Raw genomic sequence first — 22,264 nt, forward strand, 5'->3', positions numbered from 1 at the left:
CTTGGCTCATTGGAAGCCGTACCGCAGCTCGACGCCAACCTCGCGCGGACGAATCAATGTTTCCTTCGCGCCGAGCGACGGTTGACCGGTATCGATGACGCCGCGCTCGTCAGCGAGGTTGCGGCCGAACAGCTCGATGGACAGATCCTCTCGCTGAAAGGCGATGCGCAGGTTGGCGGTATTGAACGATTCCTGGCTGAGCACCTCGTCCACGCCAAACTTCAAGCGCAGCTCGCCGACGTAAACGTAATCCGCACGCACATAGCCGGACCACTCCGGCCCCATGACGAAGCTGTACTGTGCGCCGACGCTTCCGTTCTTTTCCGGTGCGTCCGGCAGGCGTTCGCCTTTGGAGTAGATCGTGCCGGGCTCGACGCGCTCGAACTCCGCCTGGGTGTAGGAGGCCGCAAAGTTGAAGCGCCACGCATCGCCGGCTTGCGCCACCATCTCCAGTTCCACACCGTCGTTGGTCACGTCGCCGGCATTCGCCAGCACGCTGAAGCCGCAGGGAAGCGCCACGCCGAGCTGCACGCCTTCCCAGTCCTGTCGATACACCGCTGCATTGAGGCCAAGGCGACCGTCCGCGAACTGCGATTTCACGCCCAGCTCGTAATTCCACAACGTATCGGGATCGGTGAACGCACCGGCGCCGACGGCTGCGGCCGCCGCCTGACAGGCGTCGGGCAGGCGCTGATTCACCACACCGCTGCGAAAGCCGCGACCGGCCTGCAAATACAATGTCAGGTCCTCGGCAGGCTCGTAACGCAGATAGGCCGAAGGATTGAACTCACTCGATGAGCCTTCTTGATCGGGCGCGCCCGGTTGCGCTCCGCCGATCAGAAAGCCATCCGAGGCGGGAGTGAGACTGGTCAGATCGTCTTCGAGATAACGCGCGCCGACGCCGACGGTCCACTGCGACGCGAATGTATAGCTGACTTGAGCGAACGCGGCGCGCTGCTCTTCTTCGGAGAAGCGTGCCATGGGCGCGTCGGCGGCGAAGTCCTGACCGGCCAGCACCTCCGGCAAACAGGTGGGGCACGAGTAGTCAGGCACGAACTGCGAGAAGTCGGCGGTCTGCTTCAAATAGAACAATCCGGCGAGCCATTGAAACGGACCGTCGCCGAGCGACTGCAACCGCAGCTCTTGAGTGAACAGCTTGCCCACGCTGCGATCTCGCAGCGGCCAGGGGATGGGCGCGCCGAAGCTGCCTTCGGCGAGATAGGTGATGTCCTGGTTGGTGAAGCGCGTCATCTTCGACCAGTTGCTGGCCGAGGTCAGCGACACGGCGTCCCAGTCGTACTTGGCGACAATGGTATTGATTTCGAGTCGCTCGCCCGCGCCGCCTTCCTCGAAGTAATCCAGCGCACGGCTCTGCTCATACTCACCGAACTCCGGCATGGTGAACGGCTCGCTGTTGAGGGTGACGTCCTGCGTGGCGTGCGTCAGGTCGATCTTGAGAGCGTCGGTGACTTGCCAGCCGAGCGCGGCGCGAACGCCCCAGGTGTCTTCCGAATTGATGTCTTTGCGGGTGAACGCTGGGACGGCCGGCGTGACGAGCAAGCCGTCAGGCAGGCCCAACGCGGCGCCGTAGTCGACGGACGGTTGGCCTGCGAACTTGTTGTCGATGTAGCCGGCGATCTCGTCTTGATAGCCGACGACCCGCAGCGCCAGTCGGTCCGTGATCAACGGAATGTTGACCGTGCCTTCGACGTGATAGCTCGCGTCGCTCGAATGCGCCGTCGTGAAACCTCGCGCGCCGACGTGGGCTTCGAAACCCGAAGCGTCGGGCGCCGCGGGAAGGATCCGGACCACGCCGGCCAGCGCGCTGGCGCCGAACAGCGTGCCTTGCGGGCCGCGCAAGACTTCGACGCGATCGATGTCGACCAGTCGCAGATTCGGCTTGCCGCCGAAGTTGGTCAGCACGCTGGTCACTGTCTCGCCGAAATATGTCGCGGTGGTGGAGGGCAAGCCGCCTTCGCTGCCGCTGATGCCACGAATACGAATCTGCGAGACGCCGGGGCCGCCGTCCTCGAAGAACACGCCGGGCACGGTGTTGAGATAATCGGCGTAATTCGTGAAGCCGCGTGTCTGGATGTCTTCGGTCGTGATCGCGGAGATGGCCACCGGAACGTCCTGCAGTTTCTCCTCGCGCTTGGTTGCAGTGACGATGATCTCCTGCAAAACCTGTGCGTCGCGTGGAGTATCCGCAGCGCTAGCCGGCGCTGCAAAGACGCAGGTCTGTAAAAAGGCCGCGGACAGGGCCGCTCGCGACAAGCCGTTCATGCGCATCATCCTCTTGCCAGTTCTTCTAGTGTTCGAGGTTCGACCCCGTGAATATGCAGCCCATCGCGCGTGAGTTGCGTTCGTTTTTGCAAAGGAGGGCGGAGGAATCGTTTGCTGGCATACTGCGTTCCACTATCGGGGAGTGGCGAATGGCACAGAACTCATCGCGGCCCAGCCGCATCGATCGCATCGACTTGAGCATCCTGACAGCACTATTCAGCGAGGCGCGCATCAGCAAGGTGCAGATGAGCGAGGCCGTCGGGCTGTCCGCCAGTCGCTGCTACGAGCGGATGCGGCGCCTGGAGCAAGCGGAGATCATTCGCGGCTATCACGCCGATATCGACATCGCGCGCCTCGCCAGTTGCCTGCAGTTCCAGGTGCAGATCAAGCTGTTGAACTACACCAGCGCGCGCGCCAGGCAATTCGAAAAGACGCTGCTGAAAATTCCAGAGATCGTCTCCTGTCATGGCGTGCTCGGGCACGTGGATTACGTCATGACGGTCGTCGCCGCGACCGTGGAGCGCTATCAGGAAGTCATTGCCGAGCTGCGCAACCAGAGCGAGAACGAGTTCGACTTCGTGACCTTCCCGATCTCCAAGGCGATCAAATCGCACAGTCACAGCGACCTGAAGCAGATCGTCGGCCGGCTGACCCGCGAAGAACCGAGCCCCGGCTAGGCCAGAACCGAAGAATCGTCCGCGCCGCTTCCCTAAAACGAACAATACTGGCGCCGGCCGGCCGGCATATTGCCGGCATGAGCATCCTGAGCCTGCCGCAACCCTACCTGCTGTTCCTGGGCGACGCCGTCGACGAGCGCGATGCCAAGACGGCGATGGGGCTTCGAGATTGGGCCGGCGACCGGTGCGTCGGCGAATTCGCATTGCCGGGCGTCACCGTTACAACCGGGCTTCCTCGACTGACGCCGGCAGCGGCGCGTGCCCGAGGCGCTCAAGCACTCGTCATCGGCGTAGCGCCGGCGGGCGGTATCGTGCAGCCGAGCTGGATTCCGGCGCTGCTCGATGCGCTCAGGGCAGGACTGGATCTGGTCAGCGGCATGCACACGAGGCTCGACGATGTGCCAGTACTGCGCTCGGCTGCTCTGGAGCTCGGTCGGCGCCTCATCGATGTGCGCAAGCCTCGACAAACGTTTCCCGTGGGTACAGGGCGTCGACGCAGCGGCCGACGTTTGCTTACCGTGGGGACTGACTGCGCGCTCGGAAAGAAATACACCGCGCTGGGTTTGGTCCGTGCGTTCGAGCAACGCGGCGTATCCGCAACGTTTCGCGCGACGGGGCAGACCGGCGTCATGATCTCCGGCTCGGGGGTCGTGATCGATTCGGTCGTCGCGGACTTCATCGCGGGCGCCGCCGAAGCGCTCACCCCGGACGCAGCGGCCGATCACTGGGATGTGGTCGAAGGGCAGGGCTCCCTGTTTCATCCGGCGTACTCCGGCGTATCGCTCGGGCTGCTGCACGGGACGCAGCCAGACGTGATCGTGATGTGTCACGAGGCCGGCCGGAAATCGGTGCACGGCTTGCCCGACTTCGATCTGCCCGGCCTCAGGGAAGCCATCGATGTGACGCTGACGCTCGCCCGACGCACCAATCCCGGTGTTCGTTGCGCCGGTGTGAGTCTCAACACCGTGACGTTATCGGTCGAAGCGGCGAATGCGCTGCTCGAACAGCACAGCATCGAACTGGGGATGCCGTGTGCCGACCCGATTCGCGGGGGGGCTCGCTTCGATGAACTGGTAACCGAATGCTTACGCGGGTGAACCTGTGAAGACATCGTCGATTCGTGCACTGCCGACGTTGGCGGCGGCCGTGCTGACCGTTGGAATGGCTTCGGCATCGACGTCCGAAGGCGTTAGCGTGACTCAGCGACAGCAGATCGATGCGCTGTTCGCGCAGTATGCGGATACAGCGAGACCCGGTTGCGCAGTCGGTGTGATGCGCAACGGTCACGTGGCTGTCGCGAAGGGCTATGGTCTTGCGGATGTGGAGCGGGCCGTGCCTATTACGTCCGCGTCCGTGTTCGATATCGGCTCGACGTCGAAGCAGTTCGCCGCGGCCGCTGTGATCTTGCTGGAGCTGGATGGGAAGCTGTCGCTCTCGGACGATGTGCGCAAATACGTGCCGGAGCTGCCGGATTACGGCCGGGTCATCACCATCGATCATTTGCTCAGGCACACCAGCGGGCTGCGCGACTACACGGCGTTGTTGTCGCTGTCGGGGCTGGAAGTCGAACAGGTGGGGACGGATGAACAGGCGCTTGCCGTCATCGCGCGCCAACGTGCGCTCAATTTTCCCACGGGCACGCGCTACGAATATTCGAACAGCGGTTTCTTTCTGCTGGCGGTCATCGTCGAACGGGTGAGTGGCCAGCCGCTTGGGCAGTTTGCTCGCGAGCGCATCTTTCAGCCGCTGGGCATGAAGAGCGCGCAGTTTCGCGATAAGCATGCCGAGGTCATTCCGGGTCGCGCGCTCGGATATGCAGTCGATGCCGAAGCGCCACAGGGAACGGTGCGTTTCAGGAATGCGCTGTCGAACTGGGAGCAGACCGGGGACGGCGCGCTGCATCTGGCCATCGAAGACCTCGCTAAATGGGATGAGAACTTCTATCAGCCACGGGTCGGCGGGCAGCCGCTGATCGACCGTCTGACTCAGCGCGGCCAACTGGATAACGGAGAAAAGATCGCTTATGCGCGCGGGCTGTTCGTCGATGAGTACCGCGGCGTGCCTCGTGTGCATCACGCAGGCAATTGGGTCGGTTACAACGCGATGCTCGCGCGATTCCCGGAGCAACACACCTCGGTGGCCGTCCTTTGCAATTTCGAAGGCGCGGAAGCGTCGGAGTTGTCGGAGAAGGTTGCCGATATCGTTCTGGCCGATGTGCTGAAGGGCGCCGATGCGGGCGGCGCTCAGAAAGCATCCCCCGGCAAGAAGACGGCGGTCAAGCCTGTGCCGCTGCAACGGTTGCTCGGCAGCTACTTCGATGCGAACACCGAGACCATTCTCGAAGTGATCGAACAGCAGGGAGCGCTGATATTGAAGATCGGCGCGATGCCGTTGCCGCTCGTCGCCACCGGGCCGGCGAGTTTCGAGGTGCAGGGTTTTCCAGTGAAGGCCGACTTCTCGGTCACCGGCAAGCAGCTGGCGAACGAGCTGAAGCTCCGCATCGGCGACGACGATGCCATGGCGGCGACGCGCTTCACGGCTGCCACGCCCAGCGCCGAAGCGCTGCAGAGTTATGTCGGCACGTTCTACAGCCCGGAGCTGGATGTGACCTGGCCGCTGGTGATCGACCAGGGAAAGCTTGCAGTACGTGACGAGCACCGGAAGTTCGAAACGAAGATTCAGCCGCTCGCACCGGCGATGCAGGATGCCTTCAGCGGCGAGGCGGGGCTGTTGCGCTTCGCTCGCGACGCGTCGGGCAAGGTCACAGGTTTCGAGCTGAGTGCGTCGAGAATGCGAGGCATCCGCTTCGAGCTGCGTTCGACGAATCGATGAGTTTCCAAGAAGAATGAACCGTCACAAGATTTCGATCCTGGCTCTGGCCTCCCTCGGTCTGTCGTTCGCTGGTTTTGCATTGGCGGCGCCGAGAGCGGAGATCCGCACGACCTCCTATGGTGTGCCTCACGTGCTGGCCGATGACTTCGAAGGCGTCGGCTTTGGTCTGGGGTATGCCTTCGCGCAAACCGGTATCTGCGATATCGCCGCGCGCTGGGTCACCGTGAATGCCATGCGATCGCGATACTTCGGTCCCGACGAGCCGAGTACGGATGCTTACCCGTCGGGGCCGGAGCCCTTCACGAATGTCCAAAGCGATTTCTTCTGGAAGAGCGTGCTGGACCGCGACCTCGTCGGCCAGGAGTTGCGATCGAAGCCGCCGCTCGGGCCGACGACCGAAGTGAGGGAGCTCGTGCGTGGCTACGCGGCGGGCTACAACCATTACCTGGCGAAAACGGGCGTCGACAACATTCCAGATGCACGCTGTCGCGGCGCTGAGTGGGTTCGACCCATCGCCGAGCAGGATGTTTATTTGCGCGCGCTGCATTGGAGCTCGTTCCTCAGCTCGGGGGCGCTCATGCAGGACTATGTCAGAGCGGCGCCGCCCACCGCGGGTGCCAAGAGTAAGAGTGTGCAGCCGACGTCTGGATCCAACGACCTCGAATCCAGCATTACTTCGCAGCCTCAAGGGCCCGGCAGCAACATGATCGCCTTGGGCAAGGAGGCCACCGACAATGGCCGGGGCATGCTGTTCGCCAATCCGCACTGGGTGTGGCATGGACCGGAGCGCTGGTTCGAGGCGCAGTTGACCGTGCCCGGCAAGTTGAATGTTTATGGCGGCGGCGTGCTCGGCGTGCCCGTGGTGCTGTTCGGTCACAATGAGAAGGTGGCCTGGAGTCACACGCTGGCGACGCCACGACGCTTCACTGTTTATCAGCTTCGTCTGGCGCCGGGTTCCACCACCTCATATCTCTATGACGGCAAGCCCAGAGCCATGACCCCGCGAACCGTGACCGTTGAGGTTCGCGGCGCCGACGGCAAGCTCCAGAACCGCAGCCACACGTTTTGGGGAACGCACTATGGCACCGTGCTGCAGAGTGCCGAGTTCGGCTGGACTGACGACACGGCGTACGCGGTGCGAGACGTGGCGATGAACTTTCGCTGGTTGAATCAGCAGCTGGAAATGAATCGCGCACAGTCGGTCGAGCAGCTGGATGAAGCGGGGCGCAAGTATCTCGGCATCGGCTGGCTCAACACCATGGCAGCCGACTCTGCTGGCAACACGTACTACGCGGATCGCACGGGCGTGCCGCATGTTACGAACGCGCAGCTCGACAAGTGCGTGAACTCGGACCTCGGACGCCGCATGCTCGAGCGCCGGCAAATGGTTCTCGACGGTTCCCGCTCGGAGTGCGAGTGGGGCAGGGATGCCGATTCGATCGTGCCGGGGACCTTCGGAGTGGCCGCGCTGCCGAAGCTGATGCGCACCGACTATGTCACGAACTCGAACGACAGCTACTGGACCAACAATCCGCACCAGCTGCTGGAAGGCTACCCGTTGATCGTCGGCGATGAGCGCACAACGCGCTCGCTGCGAACCCGCAACGGCCTGTTGAAGATCGAGCGCCGGCTCAAGGGCGTCGACGGTCATCCAGGGAAGCGCTTCACGCTCGATCAGCTCGAAGCGATCACGATGGACAATCGCGTGCTCGCGGCCGAGTTGTGGCGCGATCCGCTCGTGTCGCTGTGCCGGAAGCTGCCCGCGAGGGCCGGGCTACCGGCGGCGTGCGATGTGCTCGCGAAGTGGGATCAGACCGAGAATCTGGACAGCTCGGGCGCCGTGCTGTGGCGTCGATTCTTCGAGAATCTCGACTACAAGGCACAGAAGGAAGTTTTCGCCGTGCCGTTCGATCCTGCGGATCCCATGAACACACCGAGTGGCTTGCACACCGAAGACCCGCGCGTCGCGAAGGCCTTGAACGCAGCGATTTCGGACCTCCTGGACTCCGGTGTGCCGCTCGATGCGGCCTATCGCGGCTATCAATATGAGACGCGCGGTGACACTCGCATTCCCATGCACGGCGGCCTGGCCGACGCCGGTCAATACAATTTCATGCACAACAAGACCGGCTGGGTGCCGGGCAAGGGCTGGCCGGAGATGTATCTCGGTTCGACCTTGATCCTGTGGATGCAGTTCACCGAGCAAGGGCCGAAGGGGCGCTCGATCATGACTTATTCGCAGTCCGACAACCCGAGCTCGCCGTACTACCTCGATCAGGTGAGGCTGTACTCGGAAAAGAAATCGAAGCCCATCCTGTTCAGCGAGCGGGACATCCTCGCGGATCCGAATCTCGAGGTCACGCGGGTTCCCTTGCCTGCGAGATAGCGGTCGCGCACACTCCCGCCGAAGTACGGACACCTCAGAGGGGAGAAAAATTGAACAGATTGCTGCTGGCGTCGCTATTGCTATGCCTCTCGGGCCTGGTCCGGGCGGCCGATCCGACGCCGGTGTTCGACGTGCACGTGCATATCTGGGAAGGCGAGAAGTCCGTGAAGGAATATCTCGCCCAAGTGGCTGCCGATGGCCAGCAAGTGACCCGCTTCGGCGGCATTCACATGGCGGTGCTGGGCAAGGTCGCCGAGACCCGATCGAAGAACGACGAACTGGTCGCGCTCTCGAAGCGTTATCCCATGATTCCCATCGCCTCCGTGCATCCTTACGACGGCGATGCGGCCTTTGCCGAGCTGGAACGTCTGGCTGCCCTGGGTGTGCGCGCGATCAAATTACATCCCCATACTCAAAAGTTCGATGCGGCGGACGAGCGCGTCCTCGCCGTCTGCAAACGCGCCGGCGAGCTTGGGCTCGTGGTGCTGATGGACAACGCGAACATCCTGCCCGGCGACAACCAGAAGCTGTTCAACCTTGCATTGGCGACGCCGCAGACGCATTTCATATTTACTCACCTCGGCGCGCTCGAATTCCGCTTCTGGAACATTCTGCCGCTGGCACGCACCGCCAAGGGGTTGATGGAGGACAACATCCACTTCGACATCGCGGGCACCGTCGTGCTGGCCGCCGACTCGCCGCTGGAGGAGGAGTTCGTCTGGACCATGCGCAACGTCGGCATCGACAACCTGCTGCTCGGCTCGGACTTTCCGCAGCTGTCGTTGAAAAAGGGCGCCGACGCGTTGGACCGGCTGGGATTGACCGAAGAAGAGAAGCGGAAAATCCGCTGGGGCAACGCCGAGCGGCTGCTTTTAAAGGAGCGGCCCAAGTCAGTACCATAGCGGCATGGCCGTTACCGCAGGACGTTCCGACAAGGCCGCCGATGCGGCGGGCGATGCGCTGAGCCGCCGGCTACAAATCCCCGGACGCCGGCTGTTTGTCGGCGGCGAGCGCAGTGTGCGCAAGACGCTCGTGGTTCGTACCGCCGCGGTGCTGATCATGTTCGCGCTGGTCATCGCCGTGTTCTGGTTCGATCGCGATGGGCTGCGAGACAATCACGACGGCGCGATCTCGTTCGCGGACGTCGTTTACTTCACGATGGTCAGCGTGACGACGGTCGGTTACGGCGACATCGTGCCGGTGACCCGCCAGGCACGGCTGGTCGATGCTTTGTTCGTCACGCCCATCCGTCTGTTCATTTGGTTGATCTTTGTCGGCACGGCGTATCAGCTGGTGTTACAGCGTCTGATCGAGGACTTTCGTATGCGACGACTGCAGGCGCGTTTGCAAGGGCATGTGGTGTTGTGCGGCTTCGGGCACGCGGGCCGATGTGCCGCAGCCGAGTTGGTCGCGCGCGGCTTCGACAAGCAGCATATTTTGATCGTCGATCTCGATCAGTCGCGAATCGAAGAAGCGGCGGAGCTGGGTTACATCGGCATCCTCGGCGACGCCAGTCGCGAGCACACGTTGAGCGAAACGATGCTGCAGCAGGCGCGCGCCTTGCTGGTTTGCACGGACCGGGATGACACCAATGTACTGATCACCTTGACTGCACGAAATCTCGCCCCGAACGTTCGCATCGTCTCGCGGGTCGAGGAGGCCGAGAACGACAAGTTGTTGCGACAGAGCGGTGCGAGCGCGACGGTGCTGCCCTCGCGAGTCGGTGGCATTCTGATGGCCGATTCCATCGAATCCTCGCACCTGGCGACCTATGTGATGGACCTCATCAGCGCCGGCGGCCAGGTAACGCTGGTCGAGCGTGCTCCGCATCCGGACGAAATCGGTCGCCGTCCGTTCGAGAACCGGGCGCTGGTCTTGCGAGTGGTGCGTGATCGGCACAGCTACGGATTCTGGGAAGACGACCTGCGCATTCAAGCCGAAGACAAGCTCATCGTGATCGGTCCCTCGATCGCGCCCCCTGACCAAAGACAGTAGTAGCAACGCGAGTTGCATTCTCGAGCGCAGGCGCATCTACTCGGGCAGGCCGAGTAACAAGAACGAATGTGCTGCGCATCAACCGGGGGTGCCATGAAACGCCGCGAGTTCGTCAGTTCCGCCATCCTGGCCGCTGCCACGCTACCGACCTTGAGATTCGTGCCGGCGTTGGCCCGCTCCGGGCCCATTGCCGACATTTCCGCAGTCACTGCCGACGGCCGACCCGTCACGCTCAGCAGCGCCGAGGTTCGTGAGTTTGCGGAATCGCTGAACGGCCAGTTGCTCCTGCGGGGCGATGCTGGATACGACGAAGCTCGTCTGTTGTTGAATCCTTCTTTCGACAAGCATCCCGCGCTCATCGTACAGCCGGCGGACGCGGGCGATATTCAGAAGGCCGTGAACTTCGCGCGCGAGCTCAATTTGCTGCTGGCAGTGAAATGCGGCGGTCACAGTCATTCCGGTCAGTCGACCTGCGAGCGCGGCATGCAGATCGATCTCAAGAGCTTTCGCGGCGCGACGGTCGATGCAACGGCCAAGCGTGTGTCGGTGAAGGGCGGAAGCTTATTGGGATTGGTCGACCGTGAGTCGATGGCTCAAGGCCTGGTGACACCGCTCGGCACCGTCTCGCACACCGGTGTGGGAGGGCTGACGCTCGGTGGCGGGTTCGGACGGATCGCGCGTCGCTATGGAATGGCGATCGACAATCTCAACTCGATGGATGTGGTGACCGCCGACGGTCAATTGCGTCACGCGAGCTCGCGCGAGAACCCGGATTTGTTCTGGGGCCTGCGCGGCGGCAGCGGCAACTTCGGCGTCGTCACGAATTTCGAGTTCAATCTTCATCCGATGCAGCGTCAGGTTATTGCCGGCAAAGTGACGTTCCCCATCGAGAAGGCGCGCGACGTGCTCTCGATGTACGCGGACTATGCACGAGCAGCGCCCGACGATTTGTATTTCGATCCCATGCTCGTGCTGCCGCCGGGCGGTGCGCCGGGCGTCGCGCAACTCGATGTTTGCTACAGCGGGGCGGCGAAGGATGCCGATCGCGCGTTGGCGCCGCTTCGAAAGGTCGGAACCCCCATGAGCGACACGATCAAGGCCATGGACTATGTCGAGGTGCAACGGTCCGGCGATTGGGCCGATGCGCGCATGCTGGGCACTTACATCAAGGGCGGGTTCATCTCTGCGATGCCGGCAGACTTGATTGCAGCGTTGATCGACGGATTCAAGGGCGATCCGCGCCGGACCACGGCCGTGTTCTTCCAGCATTGCGGCGGTGCTTGCGGCCGTGTGCCCGAGGATGCGACGGCTTTCGCGAACAGGTACGCGATGGCCAACATGATGATCATGAGCGGCTGGCGGCACGGCGACGATCCGACGGATCACATCGAAGCGGCGCGCCGCCATTGGTCGACGGTGGAGAAGTTCACGCGTGGCTTCTACGTCAATGACATGCCGCGCGAGGCGACCGCAAAGGACATCAACGCCAACTATCGCGGCAACTACAAAAAGCTGGCGGCGTTGAAGACCAAGTACGATCCGTCGAACTTGTTCCGTTTGAACGCCAACGTGCAGCCGCTACGCGCGTGAGTTCAGTCCGGACTCGCGGATCAAACGTTTTCTTCGGCGAGCCAGCCCATGGCGGCGAGCTTGTCTTCGTAAAACACCCGGTAGTCGCCATCGCCGAACGCCAGGCGCGCAAGAAATGCCAGCTTGGTGTTTGGAACAACGATGGCGCGGCGGAGTTTCACATCGATCAGTTGCTCGTCCAGCGCCCGCTGCGCCCAGGGAATGCTCACCGGCGGCGGCTCCATCTCGAGCGCGTCGTATAGAACTTTCCTGATGCCGCTCTCACGGACGAGCGACAACACCTCGGCTTGGCATTTCTGCAATACCGCTTCGGTGGGGCAACCCCGGACGCGTGCGACGATGAGGCTGTCGGTCAGATTCACAGCGACTTGGCTTTGATTCGATTCGCTCATGATGCGCAGATTCTACAGCGATCATTGCTGTGCAACCACTTTGCGCAGCCGCTCGTGTATTCAATATGTGAGATATCGATGAGCCGCCATGATGAATATCAATGTACTCGTTGCCGAACCCAGCGGTAGTGACTGGACCGCGATCGCGAAGGGCATCAGACGACAATTGCCCGAGGCGTCGATGCTGCGCGTAAAAGATGGCGAGCAGGCGCTGCGATTTCTGTTTCATCGCGGCTTGCTGACCGCAGAGCCGCCGGTGCCCGATCTGGTGTTGTTGGCGGAGGAGCTGCCGCTGATTCCGGCGGCGGGCGTCATTGCTCGTATGCGAATCGATCCGCGCACGCGCCTCACGCCGGTGATCGTGTTGCGCAGGGACTTGGAGGAAGAGGCGCTGGATCCCTACTGGGATGGCGAATTGCGCGCATCGATGATGACGGTCTGCGTCACCGACGGCCTCGAGACGCAGGTCGCCGAGGCGGTGAACGACCTTTGTCATCGGCGCCCGCCATTGCCGGAACGGCAAAAAGCGCTGTCATTTCGTCAATAAACGGGGGGTTGCCGGGCAGCTTGCCTGCTTCTGCGTGACGCCGGGCCTTCCTACCATAAGTGCTTGCTTGACAAGCATTTGGACGAGGGTAGGACCATGGTCGACTACGTCGGCATCGCAGACATTCAGCACCTGGTGAACCAGATCGGGCCGGGCGAGTTCATGGCGCGGCTCGCCGCCCAGATCGAGGCGGACTATCGGCGCTGGGGCCAGTTCGAGAAATCGGCGCGGCTCGCGAGCCATTCCGAGGTCGGCGTGATCGAGTTGATGCCGATCAGCGATGGCGATCTGTACTCGTTCAAATATGTGAACGGTCATCCCAAGAACACCAGCCTGGGCCTGCTCACCGTCACCGCGTTCGGCGTGCTGGCGGAAGTGTCCACCGGTTATCCAGTGCTGCTCTCGGAGCTCACCGTAACGACGGCGCTTCGGACCGCCGCGATGTCGGCGCTCGCGGCGAAGTGGATGGCCCGACCGGATAGCAAAACGATGGCGCTGATCGGCAATGGCGCGCAGAGCGAATTTCAGGCCATCGCGTTCCATCGCATGCTCGGCATCAACGAGCTGCGGCTGTATGACGTCGATCCGCGCGCGACCGCGAAGCTGGCTCAGAATCTTCGCGCCATGCCGGAGCTGCGAGGCATTTCATTGGTGCATGCGACGTCCGCTGCGGAAGCCGCACTCGGCGCCGACATCATCACGACCGTTACCGCCGACAAGCGCAACGCCGTGATCGTGACGCCCTCCATGGTCGCGCCCGGAATGCACTTGAATGCGGTCGGTGGCGACTGCCCGGGCAAGACCGAGTTGCACGCGGACATTCTGCGTCGGCCGGATGCACGGGTCATCGTCGAGTACGAGCCTCAGTCGCGCATCGAAGGTGAGATTCAACAGATGCCGGCGGATTTTTCCGTCATCGAGTTCGCCGATGTGGTCAATGGCGTGCAGCGTGGGCGGGGCAGTGACGGCGAGATCACGGTGTTCGATTCGGTGGGCTTTGCGCTCGAAGACTACTCGGCGCTCAAGTTCCTGCACGACCTGACGCGTGAGCGTCCGGAGTTCTGCCGTCAGATCGACCTGGTGCCCGACCTGGAAGATCCGAAGGATTTGTTCGGCGGCACGCTGGGCTCGAGCAAGCGCGGTCGGATGCGACGGGTCGCCTAGGTCCTGAATGTTTGCAGATGGATGCTGGTCTCGGTGTTGCCGATGCCTTTGATCTTCCGGATGCGCTCCAGCACTTCGGAGAGCTCGGCGATCGATGCGGCATGCACCTCGGCCAGCAAATCCCAGCGACCGTTGGTGTCGTGAAGCGAGCTCACCGAAGGCTCGCCCAGCAGCCTTTTCACCACCTCTCGGGTCTTGTCACCTTCCACCGCGATACTGATCCAGGCGCGGATGCCGCTCGGCTGGGAGTGGGCGTGGATCTGCACTGAATACCCGGCGATGACGCCGTTGGCTTCCAGCCGGGCGATGCGGTTTGCAATGGTGCCGCGGGAGACGCCCAGCTTCCTCGCCAACGTTGCCGTCGGCGTCCTGGCGTTCACGCGCAATAGCCCCAGCAACTGATGGTCGAGCGCGTCCAGCGCTGCGTTCTTGTCGTTGATCGGCTTGGGCTCGCTCTGCATGACGCGATAGATTATCCGATTACGGACCGCGTTATCATCCGGTCAGTTCAGCTCACGGCAGAGCGGCCTACCAAGAATGATCAAACTCACGCCCCCGGCCTCGGATGGCGTCTACCCACGGCGGCGGCTCCTCAAGGAGCTCGACCGGCTGCGTCGTCAGGGGGCAGTGTGGCTGGCGGCGCCGGGCGGGGCTGGCAAAACGACCCTCATCGCCAGTTATTTGAAACAGCGCCGGCTGCGCTGCCTGTGGTATCAGGTGGATGCGGGCGACGCCGATCTGCCGAGCTTTTTTCCATCATCTCTCGCTGGCCATGCGTCGGGTGGCGCCTCGTCGGCGTCGGCCGTTGCCGCAGCTCACGCCGGAGTATTTCGCCGACGTCGACACGTTCGCTCGCAACTTCTTTCGTGACCTGGGTGGGCGCCTGCCGGCGTCCACGGCGCTGGTTTTCGACGATGTTCACGATGCGGGCGCGGCGCAGCCGTTGCATCGAGTGCTGCGCATCTGTCTGGAGGAGCTGGGCGGTCTGACGCCGGTGATATTCATCAGCCGCAGCGACCCTCCGGATGCGCTAGCTCGACTGCGGATGAACGGACGCCTGGCTTACCTCGATTGGCAAGCTCTCAAGCTGCGTGAAGAGGAGTCCCGGGCGCTGGTGCGGCTGATGACGAGCGATACCGAGCTTCGCAGCGTCGCTCACAGCGCTCGTTTGCATCGAGAGTGCGATGGTTGGGTCGCCGGATTGATTCTGCTGCTCGAAAACGCCGGGCGGGGCGGCAAGAGAGGGAAGGCCAGCGCAGGCAGCGCGCAGCCGCTCTTCGATTATTTCGCGGCCGAGATCTTTGCTCACCGACCCGAAGCGGTGCGGGAGTTTCTGCTGCTGACCGCGATGTTTCCTGCCTTCACGCCAGTCATGGCCGAGCGTTTGACGGGGCAGTCGCGCGTTCGTGGGCTGCTCGAAGAGATGGTCAGCCAGCATCACTTCACCGAGCGCCACAGCGAGCCGCAGCCGACCTATCAATATCATCCTTTGTTTCGTGACTTCCTGCGTGAGCAGGCGTTGCAGACCTGGGGCGAAGCGGGCAGGGCCACGCACCTGCGCGCAGCGGCGGCGATCCTCGAAGATGGCGGCCAACTGGAGCACGCGCAGGCGCTGTATCTGGAAGCCACCGATATCGAGGCAGCCACTCGAATCATTCTGATGCGAGCGCCGGCGCTTGCCGCCGCGGGTCGAACCGGTGTGTTGGACAACGTAATCGCGCAGCTTTCCGATGCGGCGCGGGTTCGCGAGCCCTGGCTGCAGTACTGGCAGGGTGTTTGTCATCTCGCCACCGATCTGTTGGCCGCACGGACTTGTTTCGAATCCGCCTTTCGTTCGTTCCGTGGCGGCGGCGACGCACAGGGGAGTTATCTCGCCTGGGCGGGCATCGTCGACTCGTTTGTCTTTCTCTGGGGCGATTTCACTCCGATGCGGCAGTGGATCGATGAGTTCGATGCGTTGAGGCGCGACTTTCCGAAGTTTCCATCGCGCGCAGTCGAAGAACGCGCCGTCTATGCAATCTTCACGGCGCACGTATTCGCAGCGCCCGAATGGGATTCCATTGGCAAGTGGGTGGCGCGCGCCGAGCGCCTGGCGCGCCAAGGTGAGGATCCGAGTCTGCGCATCATGACGGTCGCCTCGCTCGCTCTTTACTATCCGTGGGTCGGACAGTTGCAGCGATTCGAGACGTTGATGCAGGCGGCGGCCGTCCTTGCTCGCAGTGAGACGGCGTCGCCGTTCGCCCGCCTCAATGTTCTGAGCATGCAGTCGCGCAGCTCTTTGTTATATGGCGAGGCAAATGTTGCGCGCGCTGTCGCTGAAGAGGCGGCCGCATTTGCAGAGTCGAGCGGCGTTCGCGTCTTGGATCGCGCGATCTGTGCGGGTTTGGTGTATGCGTGCGCGCACTCCAATGATATCGACGGTGCCAGAGCGGCCCTCGAGAAATACCGTGGCTTGATTGCCCCCGGGATGCGCCTCGAAGAAGCGCTGTGGTCTTACCTGGCGAGCTTCGTCGCGCTCCTGAGCGGCAACCTGCACGACGCGGAGGCGCGCGGTCGCCACGCTGTGCAGCTCGCACGAGAGTGCAAAGTCCCGTTCGCGATTGCGGTCTGCAGCCTGAGCCTGGTGCGAGTCCTGATTCAATCGGAACGCTACGACGATGCGCGGGCATTGCTCGACGAGACGTTGCCGTTGGCTCGCGCGATTCGTAGTCACCTGTTCGAGTGCGAATGTGCGCTGAGCTATGCGTTGTTAGCCAGGCGCGAAGGCGACACTGACGCGTGCCTGAAACATCTGCGTCGCGCGCTTGCATTGGCACAGCGGCACGGATTCAAGGCGTTTGTGGCGGTGGATCCGCGCTTGCTGTCGGAGCTGTGCTCAATCGCGCTGGAGAACAAGCTCTCTGTCTCGACGGTTCACGAGATGATTCGCGCCGGGCGATTGGCGCCGCCATCTGACCAAGGCGCGCTGGAAGCGTGGCCCTGGCCGGTCAGGATCCGAACGCTGGGTTCGTTCGACCTTCGGGTGCGCGACGAGCCGGTGCGTTTCGGTCCCAAGACGCAGAAGAAGCCGCTCGAATTGTTGCGCGCTCTGATCGCGTTCGGTGGACGGGAGGTGCTCGAGGAACAGCTCACCGAGCAGCTCTGGCCGGAGAGCGATGGCGACGCGGCTCATCGCGTGTTCGATACGACGCTGCATCGGCTTCGCAAGCTGCTTGGGTCGGATCAAGCCGTGGTCGTCGAAGGCGGGCGCATCACTCTCAATCCGCAACTGGTATGGGTGGATGCATGGGCCTTCGAGCGCGAGGTCGAGCGGGCGGAACCGGCCGATCCGTCTTCGCTCGAGCGGACGATCTCGCTGTATCCGGGGGCTTTCCTGAGCCGGGAGTCGGCGGCCTGGATGTCGCCGATGCGAGAACGATTGCGATCCATGTTCCTGCGCGCCGTCGAACGGCTTGGCCGCATCCATGAAGCCAACGGCCGGACGCACGACGCGCTCGAATGTTATCGCCGTGGCACCGAAGCGGATCCGCTCGCGGAAGCGCTCTATTGCCTGCTCATGCTCTGCTACGAGCAGCTCAATCGACACGGGGAAGGGCTGGCCACCTACGAGCGACTGCGTGCCGCACTGAGCTCGCAGCTGGGTGTCAAACCGTCTCGGCAGAGTCGTGAGCTCCAGGAACGGTTGCGTTCCGCCGCCGGCGTCGCATCCGCATAACCGTTCCGACGAGAACGACGTCACGAATCGGCGGTCGTGCGCGCTGGCAAAAGCCGATCTGTAAGTCATCGGTAAGCACGGCGATCTTAGTCTTCCGGGCCATCGTCCCCTGGCGATTGGAGTGCCTGCATGCGTTGGCTCGTGCTTGTTCGCGCCGTTCTCATCACGGCCGTGATGACTGGCCTGGCCGCATGCGGAGGGGGAGGAGGCGGCTCCGGTTCTCCTCCGAACAACCCGCCTGCCGATCCTCCGCCGACGCCGCCGGTTGTCAGAACCAACTGGGATGCGGCGCTGTGGGACACGGACAAATGGAGCTAACGATGAAGCGCGCGACTGCTCTCGGATCGTTTGTTTCGTGCTTGCTGGCCCTTCAATCCGCAACGGCGGGTGAAGTAGCGAACTTGGTGACTTTCATGCCCGGCACGCCGGCGCGGGCGGCGGAGGTCAACGGCAACTTCGCGGCGGTGAAGGCGGCGGTTGATGACAATCACGCTCGCATCGGAACACTTCAGAGCGGCGTCTCCGGCCTCGATGGCCGCGTCACGGCGTTGGAGAGCGCGGATGCCGCGCTGGGACGCTGGATGTACGGCGATGGCAGCGCTGGCGATCTGGTGGTGGCCGGTAGCACGCAGTGGCTTGGCAGCCAGGAGCCGGCCAATCTCAATTTCAACAATTGCACCATTCCGAGCGGAACCACGCTGGTCGTCAGGGCCGGAACCACGGTGCGCTGTGCCGGCACGTTTACCAACGACGGCACGATTACTGTCTTGCTGGGCGCGCAGGGCGGCTATATCAACTTCCCAAGAGCGACTGTCGTCGGCACTGGCATCACACCGCCGCATCCGGGCGATATGAACGAAGCGGCGGGGATGCCCTCGTTCGACACCGATGGCGTTTATACCAGCACGATGGTCGGTGGCCGGGGCTCCGCCGCGTTGTCGAAAACCTATGTTCTCTCCAACCTGGCCCGGTTGCATATGGGAGGTGGCGCTGGCAGCGGGGCCGCCGGCAGCGCCGGGGGCATTGGTGGCGGACTGATCCGAGTGCTTGCGAAAGGCGCGCTGGTAAATAACGGTCGCATCGACGCGAACGGTGCGACGGGCGCCGGCGGCGGTGGAGGCGGCATCGTCATCCTGGCTTCCAGAGCTTCGATCCGAAACGCCGGCACGATCACGGTTCAAGGAGGGCAGGGTTCGAGCACCGATCTGGTCAACGCCTCCAGTGGTGGTGGTGGCGGCGGCATCGTCGTGCTCGCCGCACCTTCGATCGAGAATACAGGGACCACTGACGTTGCCCCTGGCGCCAGCGGGAGTGTCACGAGGGCCATCATCAATCCGGATGTGCGCGGCGGCGGCGGCGGCGGTGGTGGCAGTGGCGGCGCCGGTGGTCTCGGCGGCTCGCTGAGCGGGGAGACTTCCACCACCGGACTGCCCGGGCAGGCGGGTTTCGTCTTGACGCTCCAGCAGGACCCGCTGTTCGTCGTTAACTGACTCATTGCAGGATCGATTATGAGAACGCTGCGTATCCTCCTGGCGGCATCAGGCGCCGTGATGTTTTTTGTCGCTGCGCGTGCGGCCGACGTCCCGGGTTCAAAAGACCATCCGGTAATCTCGCGCTACTCGGGCTCCGAGATCCTCAAGTACGAGACGAAGGATTTCGACAGCTTCTCGCTGCCCACCGGGCAGGTCCGGGACCGGCGCAGCGGCGCATCCTCTTCTCAGGCGCTCGAAGGCCGCATCACTCGCATTCACTATCGAGCGCCCGAGGGTCGCAGCGCTTTGGAAGTGTTCCGAAACTACGAGCAGTCGTTGAAAGCCGGCGGCTTCACATCGTTGTATCAATGCGAGAACCAGGCCTGCGGCAACGACTTCAGCTATGCGTTGAATCCGCCGAGCATCATGCACTTCAGTGGCAAGGATCAGAAGTATCTTGCCGCCCGACTGTCCCGGCCGACCGGCGATGTGTATGTATCGGTCTACACGACAGCAGCCTATGGCGTCGGCGGCGCCAACAAGAATCGCGTCTTCACGCTGCTCGATGTCGTTGAAGTGAAGCCGATGCAGACTGGCCAGGTGGTGGTCGACGCCAACGCGATGGCTCGCGAGATTGCCGCCTCCGGACGCGTTGCGTTGTATGGCATCTATTTCGACTCCGGCAAGGCGGATGTCAAACCGGAATCGCAGGACGCGCTGGTCGAGATCGCCAAGCTGATGAAACAGGATGCCGCACTCAAGTTGCTGGTCGTGGGTCATACCGATACGGCAGGCGCGTTCGATTACAACATCGATCTTTCACGGCGGCGCGCTCAGTCAGTCGTGCAGGCCCTTGTATCTGGTCATGGAGTCGACGGGACGCGTCTGAAGCCTTGGGGCGTCGGCTATGCCGCGCCGGTTGCATCCAATCGCGCCGAAGACGGTCGTGCGAAAAACCGGCGCGTGGAGCTGGTGGCCTGGTAGGACGGTGTTAACGCAACGAGAATCAGCAAACGCTGCGACGCTCGATTGAGCGCGGGCGTGGCCGCCCGCCCGAGGCGATCTGTTCGAGGGCATGGACGATCCGGAGCGCGATCGCAGCTCGGTGCCGGAGCCTTGAGTGGCGGAAGAGGCAGGAGTCGAACCTACCGAAGATGCATGGCACCTTCCTCCGGGTTTGAAGTCCGGGCACCCCGCCGGGGATGTTTCTCTTCCGGGACTATGGTGCAGTCGATCGAGCGGGCTTGTCCAGCGGGCGTCGATACGGCGGGGCAGTGCCGACGATAAGAAAATAATCGGGACGGACCTTGCGCCGATCGCCGTCGCGACGGGTCACTCCGATGCTGTCGAAGAACTCGAGGATGCGGATCACCTGATTTCTACCGATGCCGGTGGCATCTCGGTATTGGGCAGCGGTAAATCCTTTGCTGCCGACTTCTCTGGCTAGAACCGCGGCCCGCGCAGCCAGCGCGGCGACCTGATCGCGCAACATGAGGCGCTCGTCGTCGATGCGCCAGACGTCGCCGCTGCTTCGGCGGCGATAGAGCATGGCTTTGACGACGGGCTCGCTGATCTTTGCCTCCGCTGTCACCTCTCTTGGAGAGAACAGCAGGGCGCCGCGGCTTTGTACGAGCCGCTGCACCTTGCGCCAACGCTCGTCGTCTGCCGCGCTAAAGTCGACGGTGTGGCCCGGCAGTTTCATGACGCTGCCGCTCGTTGCGATTACGTGCTTTTCGGTCAGTTGCTCTTGCAGGGCCAGGAAAGCGTCGGTCGATATCGGCGTCGTTAGAGATGCCTTGAGCTCGCGCGCGCTCATGCCACGAGCATCTGGGTGTTCGCGATGAAAGGTTTCGAGTGAGTCGACGATGTTATTGCTGATCTCCGCGATGCGCCTCGCAGGCACGGCGAGAGGTGTCGCTGTGCTGAGTAGTACAGCGTCAGTTTTCTTGTAGAGCGCCTGGGCCGCAGCTGGTGTGAGATTGAAGCGGCGTTCGAAGTCGACGGTGTCCACCTCATGGCCGGGTACGGCGAGCAGCGCCGCTAGCGCCTCAGCCGGTTGAATCGATTGCAAGGCCGCCGACACCGCGGCTCGGTCGCTCTGCTTGCGTCGCTCCGTCGGTGCGAGTGGGTCGATGATCGTGCCGCCGCCCATCAGTAAACGACCCGAGTGATCGCGCAAGACGAAGCGGTCGCCGGCGACGGCGCAGGTCGGATGATCGAGCGCGAGCTGAATAGCGGCCTCGGTGCCTGGACTGATCGAAGCCTGTTTTGGCAAGAGCACTCGCGCGGAAATGTCTGCCGTACCGTGATGAAAATGCACGGGCGCGTTGTGTTTCAACGTGCGGACATCGAGCAGCTTCAGTCGCACTTCGAGCCGCATCGTCGGCGCATGCATCGACGGGACGATCAACCAATCGCCGCGATGGATCTGCGCGACTTCGACGCCGGTCAGGTTGATCGCGCACCGTTCGCCTGCATGAACTTGCGTGCGTGGCTGCCCCGCACTTTGCAGGCCGCGGACGCGCACTTCGAGGTTATGAGGTGAGAGCAGGAGGCGAGCACCCACATCGAGTGCGCCATCGCGAACGGTACCGGTGACCACCGTGCCAGCCCCCGACACCGAGAAAGCCCGATCGATCGCAAGTCGGAAATTCCGCTCGTGTATGAGTCGTTTGTGTTCTACGCGATTGGCTTCGCACAGGGCCGCGCCGAGTGCGAGCACGCCAGCGCCGGTCGTCGCTGAGACTTCAAACATGGGCGCGCTGGCGAGAGCGGTGGTTGAAAGCAGCGCTTCGACTTGCTGTCGGACTTCAACGATGCGTTCTGGCGAGCTGCGGTCGCATTTTGTAATAGCGACGGTGCCGCGCGCGACGGCCAGCAGATCCAGGATCTGCACATGCTCGACGGTCTGCGGCATCACTCCGTCATCGGCCGCGACCACGAGGAGTGCGAAATCAATGCCGCTAGCGCCGGCGAGCATGTTACGGACGTAGCGCTCGTGACCGGGCACGTCGACGAAGCCGATGGTCGGGCCTGCATCGGGCTGCCAATAGGCAAAGCCCAGGTCGATGGAAATGCCGCGGGCGCGCTCCTCCGGCAGACGATCGGTCGCCACGCCCGTGAGCGCGCGGATCAGCGAGGTTTTACCGTGATCTATGTGACCGGCGGTGGCGACGAGCATGACGGGCGTTGTGGGCGTTACCTAAGGCCA

At 62.9% G+C, this 22,264-nt stretch carries 16 protein-coding genes and 1 tRNA gene; 12 read left to right on the forward strand and 5 right to left on the reverse strand.

The features are described 5' to 3' along the window. Positions 1-6 precede the first annotated feature (6 nt). The gene (locus GYH35_RS12735) at positions 7-2,283 is read right to left on the reverse strand and encodes a TonB-dependent receptor (protein WP_161828587.1); all 2,277 of its coding nucleotides are present in this window, start codon (positions 2,281-2,283) and stop codon (positions 7-9) included. Between the two features lie 149 nt (positions 2,284-2,432). Here GYH35_RS12735 and GYH35_RS12740 point away from each other — a divergent pair, with 149 nt between their 5' ends. The 7 genes from GYH35_RS12740 to GYH35_RS12770 all read left to right on the forward strand — a co-directional run bounded on the left by GYH35_RS12740 (position 2,433) and on the right by GYH35_RS12770 (position 11,763). Beyond that, a complete protein-coding gene (locus GYH35_RS12740) occupies positions 2,433-2,960 on the forward strand; it encodes an Lrp/AsnC family transcriptional regulator (RefSeq protein ID WP_161828588.1) in 528 nt (175 codons plus the stop codon). Between the two features lie 77 nt (positions 2,961-3,037). Then, positions 3,038-4,057 (forward strand): DUF1611 domain-containing protein, encoded by a 1,020-nt coding sequence (locus GYH35_RS12745; RefSeq protein WP_161828589.1) that lies wholly within the window; start codon positions 3,038-3,040, stop codon positions 4,055-4,057. A 4-nt stretch (positions 4,058-4,061) separates the two neighbouring features. Continuing rightward, positions 4,062-5,792 carry a serine hydrolase domain-containing protein gene (locus GYH35_RS12750; protein WP_161828590.1) on the forward strand — a complete coding sequence of 577 codons (1,731 nt, stop codon included), beginning with the start codon at positions 4,062-4,064 and terminating at the stop codon, positions 5,790-5,792. A 13-nt stretch (positions 5,793-5,805) separates the two neighbouring features. Beyond that, positions 5,806-8,178: a penicillin acylase family protein gene (locus tag GYH35_RS12755; protein WP_161828591.1), complete on the forward strand. Its 2,373-nt coding sequence runs from the start codon at positions 5,806-5,808 to the stop codon at positions 8,176-8,178. A gap of 50 nt (positions 8,179-8,228) precedes the next feature. Next, positions 8,229-9,080 carry an amidohydrolase family protein gene (locus GYH35_RS12760; RefSeq protein ID WP_202624280.1) on the forward strand — a complete coding sequence of 284 codons (852 nt, stop codon included), beginning with the start codon at positions 8,229-8,231 and terminating at the stop codon, positions 9,078-9,080. Between the two features lie 4 nt (positions 9,081-9,084). Beyond that, positions 9,085-10,173, forward strand: a complete 1,089-nt coding sequence (locus tag GYH35_RS12765; RefSeq protein WP_161828592.1) for a potassium channel family protein — start codon at positions 9,085-9,087, stop codon at positions 10,171-10,173. Between the two features lie 93 nt (positions 10,174-10,266). Beyond that, positions 10,267-11,763 carry an FAD-binding oxidoreductase gene (locus GYH35_RS12770; protein WP_161828593.1) on the forward strand — a complete coding sequence of 499 codons (1,497 nt, stop codon included), beginning with the start codon at positions 10,267-10,269 and terminating at the stop codon, positions 11,761-11,763. Between the two features lie 20 nt (positions 11,764-11,783). Here the strand turns inward: GYH35_RS12770 and GYH35_RS12775 are convergent, their stop codons facing one another. Beyond that, complete coding sequence (locus GYH35_RS12775) at positions 11,784-12,155, reverse strand: hypothetical protein (protein ID WP_161812207.1); 372 nt, start codon at positions 12,153-12,155, stop codon at positions 11,784-11,786. Between the two features lie 88 nt (positions 12,156-12,243). On the opposite strand from GYH35_RS12775, the gene GYH35_RS12780 reads away from it, so the two are divergent. Together GYH35_RS12780 and GYH35_RS12785 are read left to right on the forward strand one after the other, a co-directional pair. Further along, the gene (locus GYH35_RS12780; RefSeq protein WP_161828594.1) at positions 12,244-12,702 is read left to right on the forward strand and encodes a response regulator; all 459 of its coding nucleotides are present in this window, start codon (positions 12,244-12,246) and stop codon (positions 12,700-12,702) included. Between the two features lie 96 nt (positions 12,703-12,798). Continuing rightward, positions 12,799-13,866 (forward strand): ornithine cyclodeaminase, encoded by a 1,068-nt coding sequence (locus GYH35_RS12785; RefSeq protein ID WP_161812209.1) that lies wholly within the window; start codon positions 12,799-12,801, stop codon positions 13,864-13,866. Here GYH35_RS12785 and GYH35_RS12790 read toward each other — a convergent pair. Then, positions 13,863-14,285 (reverse strand): Lrp/AsnC family transcriptional regulator, encoded by a 423-nt coding sequence (locus GYH35_RS12790; RefSeq protein WP_161812568.1) that lies wholly within the window; start codon positions 14,283-14,285, stop codon positions 13,863-13,865. The two genes, GYH35_RS12785 and GYH35_RS12790, sit on opposite strands and share 4 nt — an antisense overlap. 362 nt (positions 14,286-14,647) lie before the next feature. On the opposite strand from GYH35_RS12790, the gene GYH35_RS12795 reads away from it, so the two are divergent. The 3 genes from GYH35_RS12795 (at position 14,648) to GYH35_RS12805 (ending at position 20,037) form a co-directional block, all read left to right on the forward strand. Further along, positions 14,648-17,581: a BTAD domain-containing putative transcriptional regulator gene (locus GYH35_RS12795; RefSeq protein ID WP_161828595.1), complete on the forward strand. Its 2,934-nt coding sequence runs from the start codon at positions 14,648-14,650 to the stop codon at positions 17,579-17,581. A gap of 320 nt (positions 17,582-17,901) precedes the next feature. Next, positions 17,902-19,071 carry a hypothetical protein gene (locus GYH35_RS12800; RefSeq protein ID WP_161812211.1) on the forward strand — a complete coding sequence of 390 codons (1,170 nt, stop codon included), beginning with the start codon at positions 17,902-17,904 and terminating at the stop codon, positions 19,069-19,071. 18 nt (positions 19,072-19,089) lie between these two features. Then, complete coding sequence (locus tag GYH35_RS12805) at positions 19,090-20,037, forward strand: OmpA family protein (protein ID WP_161812212.1); 948 nt, start codon at positions 19,090-19,092, stop codon at positions 20,035-20,037. A 137-nt stretch (positions 20,038-20,174) separates the two neighbouring features. Here the strand turns inward: GYH35_RS12805 and GYH35_RS12810 are convergent. Both GYH35_RS12810 and selB read right to left on the reverse strand, forming a co-directional pair. Beyond that, positions 20,175-20,268: transfer RNA gene (locus tag GYH35_RS12810), tRNA-Sec, on the reverse strand. A gap of 4 nt (positions 20,269-20,272) precedes the next feature. After that, positions 20,273-22,234, reverse strand: a complete 1,962-nt coding sequence (gene selB, locus GYH35_RS12815) for a selenocysteine-specific translation elongation factor (RefSeq protein WP_161828596.1) — start codon at positions 22,232-22,234, stop codon at positions 20,273-20,275. Between the last annotated feature and the right edge of the window lie 30 nt (positions 22,235-22,264).

The sequence above is a fragment of the Steroidobacter agaridevorans genome, assembly GCF_009932555.1.
Classification (GTDB): domain Bacteria; phylum Pseudomonadota; class Gammaproteobacteria; order Steroidobacterales; family Steroidobacteraceae; genus Steroidobacter; species Steroidobacter agaridevorans.

Coding starts and splice junctions, on each gene's coding strand:
- GYH35_RS12780 (WP_161828594.1), top strand. CDS start 12,244: ATGATGAATATCAATGTACTCGTTGCCGAACCCAGCGGTAGTGACTGG.
- GYH35_RS12765 (WP_161828592.1), top strand. CDS start 9,085: ATGGCCGTTACCGCAGGACGTTCCGACAAGGCCGCCGATGCGGCGGGC.
- GYH35_RS12800 (WP_161812211.1), top strand. CDS start 17,902: ATGAAGCGCGCGACTGCTCTCGGATCGTTTGTTTCGTGCTTGCTGGCC.
- GYH35_RS12785 (WP_161812209.1), top strand. CDS start 12,799: ATGGTCGACTACGTCGGCATCGCAGACATTCAGCACCTGGTGAACCAG.
- GYH35_RS12770 (WP_161828593.1), top strand. CDS start 10,267: ATGAAACGCCGCGAGTTCGTCAGTTCCGCCATCCTGGCCGCTGCCACG.
- GYH35_RS12745 (WP_161828589.1), top strand. CDS start 3,038: ATGAGCATCCTGAGCCTGCCGCAACCCTACCTGCTGTTCCTGGGCGAC.
- GYH35_RS12735 (WP_161828587.1), bottom strand. CDS start 2,283: ATGAACGGCTTGTCGCGAGCGGCCCTGTCCGCGGCCTTTTTACAGACC.
- selB (WP_161828596.1), bottom strand. CDS start 22,234: ATGCTCGTCGCCACCGCCGGTCACATAGATCACGGTAAAACCTCGCTG.
- GYH35_RS12755 (WP_161828591.1), top strand. CDS start 5,806: ATGAACCGTCACAAGATTTCGATCCTGGCTCTGGCCTCCCTCGGTCTG.
- GYH35_RS12775 (WP_161812207.1), bottom strand. CDS start 12,155: ATGAGCGAATCGAATCAAAGCCAAGTCGCTGTGAATCTGACCGACAGC.
- GYH35_RS12805 (WP_161812212.1), top strand. CDS start 19,090: ATGAGAACGCTGCGTATCCTCCTGGCGGCATCAGGCGCCGTGATGTTT.
- GYH35_RS12740 (WP_161828588.1), top strand. CDS start 2,433: ATGGCACAGAACTCATCGCGGCCCAGCCGCATCGATCGCATCGACTTG.